Source organism: Streptomyces niveiscabiei, assembly GCF_001419795.1.
Classification (GTDB): domain Bacteria; phylum Actinomycetota; class Actinomycetes; order Streptomycetales; family Streptomycetaceae; genus Streptomyces; species Streptomyces niveiscabiei.
The window spans coordinates 1-6,350 of the sequence record NZ_LIRL01000969.1 but is presented as its reverse complement, the minus strand read 5'-3'; the positions used below and the strand labels follow the sequence as shown (position 1 = coordinate 6,350).

The 6,350-nt window shown below is 71.8% G+C and carries 4 protein-coding genes; 1 reads left to right on the top strand and 3 read right to left on the bottom strand.

What is annotated here, in order from left to right; translation table 11 throughout:
• The first annotated feature begins 78 nt into the window (after positions 1-78).
• Complete coding sequence (locus tag AOK24_RS37995; RefSeq protein WP_055724497.1) at positions 79-1,983, top strand: AMP-dependent synthetase/ligase; 1,905 nt, start codon at positions 79-81, stop codon at positions 1,981-1,983.
• A gap of 18 nt (positions 1,984-2,001) precedes the next feature.
• Here the strand turns inward: AOK24_RS37995 and AOK24_RS37990 are convergent, their stop codons facing one another.
• From AOK24_RS37990 to AOK24_RS37980, 3 genes are all read right to left on the bottom strand, one after another.
• Positions 2,002-2,694: a response regulator transcription factor gene (locus AOK24_RS37990; RefSeq protein WP_055724496.1), complete on the bottom strand. Its 693-nt coding sequence runs from the start codon at positions 2,692-2,694 to the stop codon at positions 2,002-2,004.
• A 156-nt stretch (positions 2,695-2,850) separates the two neighbouring features.
• Positions 2,851-4,347, bottom strand: coding sequence for a cellulose-binding domain-containing protein (locus tag AOK24_RS37985; protein WP_055724495.1), 1,497 nt, complete (start codon positions 4,345-4,347; stop codon positions 2,851-2,853).
• Between the two features lie 233 nt (positions 4,348-4,580).
• Positions 4,581-5,903 carry a radical SAM protein gene (locus tag AOK24_RS37980; protein WP_055724494.1) on the bottom strand — a complete coding sequence of 441 codons (1,323 nt, stop codon included), beginning with the start codon at positions 5,901-5,903 and terminating at the stop codon, positions 4,581-4,583.
• Between the last annotated feature and the right edge of the window lie 447 nt (positions 5,904-6,350).

The following is a 6,350-nucleotide window of genomic DNA, read 5'->3' as shown; positions in this document are numbered from 1 at the left end:
ACCCCACCGCGGGCACCAGCGCCGGCACCGAGACCTCCCTGACCCCCCCGCCGCTCACCCCCCACTCCGGAGCTGCCCGTGTCCTCGCTCTATCCGCTCGCGTCCACGCTGATCGACGGGATCGAACCGCCGGTCGTGGAGCCGGAGTTGGTCCGGTACGACGGCGGGGAGGTCAGGGAGGTCTCGGTGCCCGCGCTGGTGCCCGCGGTGGGGTACGGCTCGCTCGCGGACCTGCCGTTCGACAACGCGACCCGGGCGCCGCGGGACGTGGTGTTCAGCAGGCGTACGGGGGACGGCCGTTGGCTGGACGTGTCGGCGGAGGAATTCGCGCGCGAGGTGACGGCGCTCGCCAAGGGCCTGATCGCGGAAGGACTTTCGCCGGGTGACCGGATCGCGGTGCTGGCGCGTACCTCGTACGAGTGGACCTTGACGGACTTCGCGGCGTGGGCGGCGGGTCTGGTGACCGTGCCGGTGCACCCGTCGTTCTCGCCGCGCCGCATCCAGTGGGTGCTGCGGCACTCGGGCGCGGCGGCGCTGGTGACGGAGAGCGTGTCCCAAGTCACGGCGGTGGCACCGGAGTCGGTGGGGCTGAGGCATGTGTGGGTGATCGACCGGGGGCATCTGGAGCGGCTCGCGGAGCTGGGCGAGGACGTGCCGGACGCGGAGGTCGGGGTGCGGCGCGGGATGCTCGGCCCGGGCACGCCCGCGTCGCTCGTGTACACGTCCGGCACGACGGGACGGCCCACCGCCTGCGCGCTGACCCACGGCAATTTCTTCGCACAGGTCGACAACGTCGTGGAGTTGCTGTTCCCGGCGTTCAAGTCGGCGGCGGGCCGGGACACTTCGGCCCTGCTGTGCGCGCCGTCGGCGCACGCGTTCGGCCGGGTCGCGGCGCTGGCCTGCGTCCGGGCCCGGGTGCGGACGGGCCACGCGCCGAGCGCCGTACCGGAGGAACTCCTCCCGCTGTGCGAGGAGTTCAGGCCGACGGCGGTGTTCGCGACGCCGTCGGTGCTGGAGCAGGTCTTCCACCATCTGCGGGCGAGGGCGCAGGAGTCGGGGAAGCTGACCGCGTTCGACCGGTCGGCGCGGATCGCGTCGCGCTTCGCGGAGGCGGAGCAGCGCCACCGGCTGGGCCGGGGCGAGGGTCCGGGGCGGACGCTGCGGGCGGCGCGCGCGGTGTACGACCAGAGCGTGTACCGGCGGCTGCGCTCCTCGCTGGGCGGCCGGGTGGGACACGTGGTGTGCGGCGGTTCGGCCATGCGGCGGCAGCTGGCGGGGTTCTACACGGGCGCGGGCGTCCCCGTGTACGAGACGTACGGGCTGACCGAGGCGACCGGCATCGCGACCCTCGCGCCGCCCCTGCGGCCCCGCCTGGGCACGGTCGGCCACCCGCTGCCGGGGACGGCCGTACGGATCGCGGACGACGGGGAGATCCACGTCTCCGGCCGCCATGTCCTGCACGGCCGCTGGGATCCCGGCGCGACCAAGCTGCTGCCCGCGGCGCCGGGCGGCTGGCTGGCGACCGGCGATCTGGGGCGGCTCGACGAGGAGGGGTACCTGATCGTCACGGGGCGGCGTTGCGACACGCTGACGACCTTCGGCGGACAGCGGGTCGAGCCGCTGGCCGTCGAGAACCGGCTGCGCGCCCACCCGTTGATCTCCCGGGCCGTCCTGATCGGCGCGGCCCGCCCGTACGTGACCGTGCTGCTCACCCTCGACCCGCCCGGCCTCACCCACTGGCGCCGGACCGCGAAGCGCACCGCCACGCCGTACGAACTGCTCCTGGACGACGCCGAGTTGCGGGCCGTGCTCCAGGAGGCGGTGGACGAGACGAACACGGCGACGGGCGCGGGCATCCGGCGGTTCGCGGTGCTGCCGGGGGAGTTCACGCAGACGTCGGGGCACCTGACGCCGACGGGGACGGTGCGCAGGGACCGGGTGCTGGGGGACTTCGCGGCGGAGGTGGAGGGGCTCTACCGGTGAAGTCCCGTACAGCCAGGTTCAGTCCACGCAGAGCCGGTAGCCGACTCCCCGTACCGTCCTGATCAGCGTGTGCCCCGGGTCCCCCAACTTCCGCCGCAGGTAGTAGACATACGTCTCGACGCTCCCCGACTCCGTCCTGCGCTGCCACACCCGCTCCTGGAGCTGCTCCCGGGTCAGCACCCGCCCGGGGTTCTCCAGCAGGCAGCGCAGCAGGGCGAATTCGGTGCCGGTGAGTTCCAGGGGCCGCCCCGACACCCGGACCTGGTGCGCGTCGAGGTCCATCTCGACCTCCCCGGCGCTGAGGTGGCTGGGCCCGGGGGCGGTCCCCCGGATGCCGCTGCGCCGCAGCAACGCCCGTACCCGCGCGGCGACTTCCCGCAGTTCGAAGGGTTTGCTGACGAAGTCGTCGCCGCCGAGGTCGAGGCCGCGTACGAGGTCGTCGACGCCGCCGCGTCCGGCGAGGAAGAGGACGGGGACGGTGACGCCCCGGGCGCGCAGGATGCGGCAGACCTGGAAGCCGTCGATGTCGGGGAGGCGGACGTCGAGCAGGACGAGGTCGGGTGCTGCGCGTGCGATGAGTTCGAGGGCCTGCCGGCCGGTCGAAGCGGCGCTCACCCGGAACCCGGCGAACTCCAGCGCCATGGTGAGCATGCCCCGGACGCTGTCCTCGGCGTCGACGACGAGGAGGCGCGCGGAGACAGGGGTGGTCATGTCCTGCCCCTTCGTGCTTGAGTTATCAACATCTACGGAACGTATCGTCACACATACCGATGGGTAACTGAACTTGCCAGAGGCAGGGCCGCACACGGCCGAACGCCCCGGACCGTCACAGGTCCGGGGCGTTCGCGAAGTTCCCTGCTCGACCCCCTAGTCGCAGGGGTGACCGTTCAGCGTGAACCCGTACGGTGCCGTGTTCTTGCCCTCCCAGGACGCGAGGAACCCGAAGGAGAGCGTGCCGCCCTCGGCGACCGACCTGTTGTAGTCGGCGGCGGTCGCGATGACCCGCGAGCCCATCTGCGCGACGGACGCGTCCCACATCTGGTCGACGTGCTGGCCGTCCTTGAAGGACCAGGACACGTGCCAGTCGGTGAGCTTCTCGACGGTCGTGACGGTGACGGTCGCCTGGAAGCCGTCGGGCCACTGGTTGACGAGGTCGTAGGTGACCGCGCACAGCGCGCCGCCGTCCCCGGAACCGGAAGCCCCGCCGGCCCCACCCGTCCCACTGTCCGGCGAGGACGGGCTCGGCGACGCCGCGGCCGACGAAGTCCCCTGCGGCTCCGGGTCGGTGCGCCCGTCCGCGCCGGACGGCGAGGGGCTGTCCGACTTCGGCGTGGGCGTCTCGAAGGAGGGCACGCCCCCCACGCCCCCGACGACCGGCGTGGAGTCGGTCGGCGTCCCCCGCGATGCCTTCTCGTCGCGCGTGTCGCCCCCGCCGAACGGCATCAGCGACACGCCGAGCGCCAGGACCGACACCAGGACGGCGGCCACGAGCAGCCCGCCGCGCAGTGCCTTCGCCTTGGCCGCAGCGGCCTGGGCCGCCTCGCTCTCGGGGTCGTTCAGGTCGGGCCGTCCGGCGCCGAGCCGTACCTCGGCGGCGCGCCGGCGGCGCTCCAGGTAGGCGAGGCCGCCCCAGCCGATGACGCCGCCCGCGAGCGCGGCGGGCAGTCCGCCGCCGTGCAGGCGCAGACACGCGGCGGCCTCCGCGCACTCGACGCAGGTCGCGAGGTGGCGGGAGAGGTCCTCGGGCGTGTCGGCGGTGGTCGAGCGGGTGACCGCGTCGAGGAGGCGGACGTAGGAGCGGCACTCCGCGTCGAGCGGCGTGTCGAGGTGGTTGCGGTGGCAGCGGTCCCGGAACAGGCCGCGTACCTCGCCGAGTTGCTCGGCGGCGTCCTGCGGGTCGAGGCCGAGGCGGCGGGCGACGGCGCGCAGCGGGAGCGCCTCGACCTCGGCGAGCCACAGCAGCGCGGCGTCCGGTTCCTGCATGTCGCGCAGGCCGCGCAGGGCGATGGGGCGGCTCAGGGGCGGGCCGGTGTAGCGGGCGGCCTTGTCCGAGTTGAGCCACAGGCGCAGGTCGGGGTCGAGGCGGTGCCCGTGGCCGCCGGCCTCCCAGCCGGCCGCGGTGGTGCGGACGGCCGTCAGCAGCAGGGGTATGCGGGGCAGCCGGGCGGAGCGGCGGCCCATGCTGCGGGTGCCGTCCTCGGCGGCGCGGGCCTCGCGGATGCCGAGCGCGAACGCCTCACGGGCCAGCTGGTGGGCGGCGGTCGAGCCGGCCGTGCACAGGTCGGCGTACGAAAGGACGGCGTCCCAGCACTCGGAGAACAGCGCGGCTTCCGCGGCGTCCTTCGGGGTCGGCAGGTCGGGCATGGGTCTCCTGCATTCGAATGCGAGGTCAACTCACCATAGCGGTAAAGGAGTTGGGGGGAACCTCGCGGCAGGGCCGAAGCTTTTCACGTCATCCGCACAACTGACAAGCGCGGTATTCAAAAGCGCGGCCGACACCGTACGAGAGACCCGACTTCCGGTCCTTCATACGGCGCCGGCCGCGCCGATGCTCACCTCGTGCCCCATCCGTTACACAGACCCGGCACGGCAAGCGCTTACCGTACCGCTGCTCCGTCCTGCGCCGGGAGGCTGTCCATGAAGGAGCTCACCGAGAAGACGGCGCGGCCGGGGCCGGGCTCGCCGTAGCCGGGCGGGGAGGAGAGGCCGAAGTCCTCCATCGTCTGCCGGTACGCCTGGAGCAGGCGGATGTGGTACTCCAGCGGGGCGCCCGCCGGGTTGGCCTTGCCGAGCGGGGTCGTCGGCTCCGGGCACCAGGTCGTGAACCGGGGGGTGATGCCCTGCGACATGAAGAAGCGCAGGCCCTCCGTGGTGGAGGCGATCGCCTCGTCGACCGTCTTGAAGCCGAACGGCTCCGCCATCTCCACGCCGGCCACGAAGTTGGGGATCACGTTGCGGGCGCCGAAGATCTCCGCCGAGTCCAGGATGCGGCGGTGCCACTCGTCGCGGCCGACGTACCGCTCCTTTCCGGGGCAGTACATCTTGAACAGGTACTCGTCCCACACCTCGTAGTTGGGGTGGTAGATCTGCACGCCGTAGTCCTTGAACCGCTGGACGTCGTCCTTCGGCAGGGCCTGCGCGACGACCTTGCCGATCCAGCGGCCCGGGAAGCGCTCCTCGATGGCCTTCGCGTAGTGGCCGTAGAAGTCGGCCTCGTCGCGGCCCGAGACGGTCTTGGTGATCGCGCCGCCGGTCAGCGTGTAGGCGGTGGACGCCTTCGCCGTGTCGTACCGGTCGATGATCTCCAGCGCCTCCAGGACCTCCTCGACGTCCTTGACGCCGGTGTAGGGGCGGCCGGCCGCCTTGTGCTGGCGCCAGTTGTGGTTGATGTCGCAGTACTGGCACTCCTCCTTGGCGCCGAAGTACTGGCACACCCGGAAGACCGTCAGGTAGATGAGATAACCCCACTGGATCGTCGGCGCGACCTCCATCACCGACTTCCCGTTGGAGAGCTTGTGCCGGTAGTACTCCGGCATCGGCGGCACCCCGACGTCCGCGATCCGCTTCCCGTCCAGGTACAGCCCGAGCATCCCCGAGTCGTCGGCCGCGACCCGGTACGGCGAGGCCGGGTTGACCCGCACGGACACGACCGTCCGCCGCAGGTCGTACGGCCCACCGGTGAGGATGATCTCCTCCGGCGGCCTCCGCAGCGCGGCCTCCCCCAGTTCGGGCAGGGTCCCGTGGTCGAACGAGAAGATGAAGTACGACTTCGGCTTCACCTCCCCGCCCTCGTTGTCGCTCAGCGCGGAGGGGTCGAAGGCCACTCCCCCGCGCAGCAGGTCCTCCTTGAAGACGGCTTCCCGAGGAACCTCAGGAAACCGCTCCATCAGATCCTCGACCAGCGCGGTACGGCTGCCCATCCCGTCACTCCTCCCGCTACACACGTACGACTCCTCACGGTATGCCCCCGCGAGGGGTGACGTGGGGGCGGGGTCCCTTTAGGGGACCGGCAGGATTTCCCGACGAACGATTTCATAGGCCACACACCTATTTCCTATACGCCGCTCCGCGCCCCCTCCGGCACAATTCCCCGCCCCTCTTTCCGCCCGCCGACAATACGCGGCGCCAGCATTCCGGTGACCGCGCACGAGCCCCGCGCCGAGTCCGAACCCGCCCAGATACCGCCCGGTGGCATGCTCCGGCACGAACGCGAACGACCCAGCGACGGTATCCATGACGACCCCGGAAATGATCAAGATCCCGGCGCTCCACCCCGGAACTCCGGCCGCCGCCGAAATGATCAAGCGCCAACGCATTGGCCACGACGAGGAGTTGATACGCCCCGACACTCCCGACCTGTACCACCC

Excerpts from the sequence above, each read along its gene's own strand:
- AOK24_RS37990 (WP_055724496.1), bottom strand. The coding sequence starts at position 2,694 with ATGACCACCCCTGTCTCCGCGCGCCTCCTCGTCGTCGACGCCGAGGAC.
- AOK24_RS37985 (WP_055724495.1), bottom strand. The coding sequence starts at position 4,347 with ATGCCCGACCTGCCGACCCCGAAGGACGCCGCGGAAGCCGCGCTGTTC.
- AOK24_RS37980 (WP_055724494.1), bottom strand. The coding sequence starts at position 5,903 with ATGGGCAGCCGTACCGCGCTGGTCGAGGATCTGATGGAGCGGTTTCCT.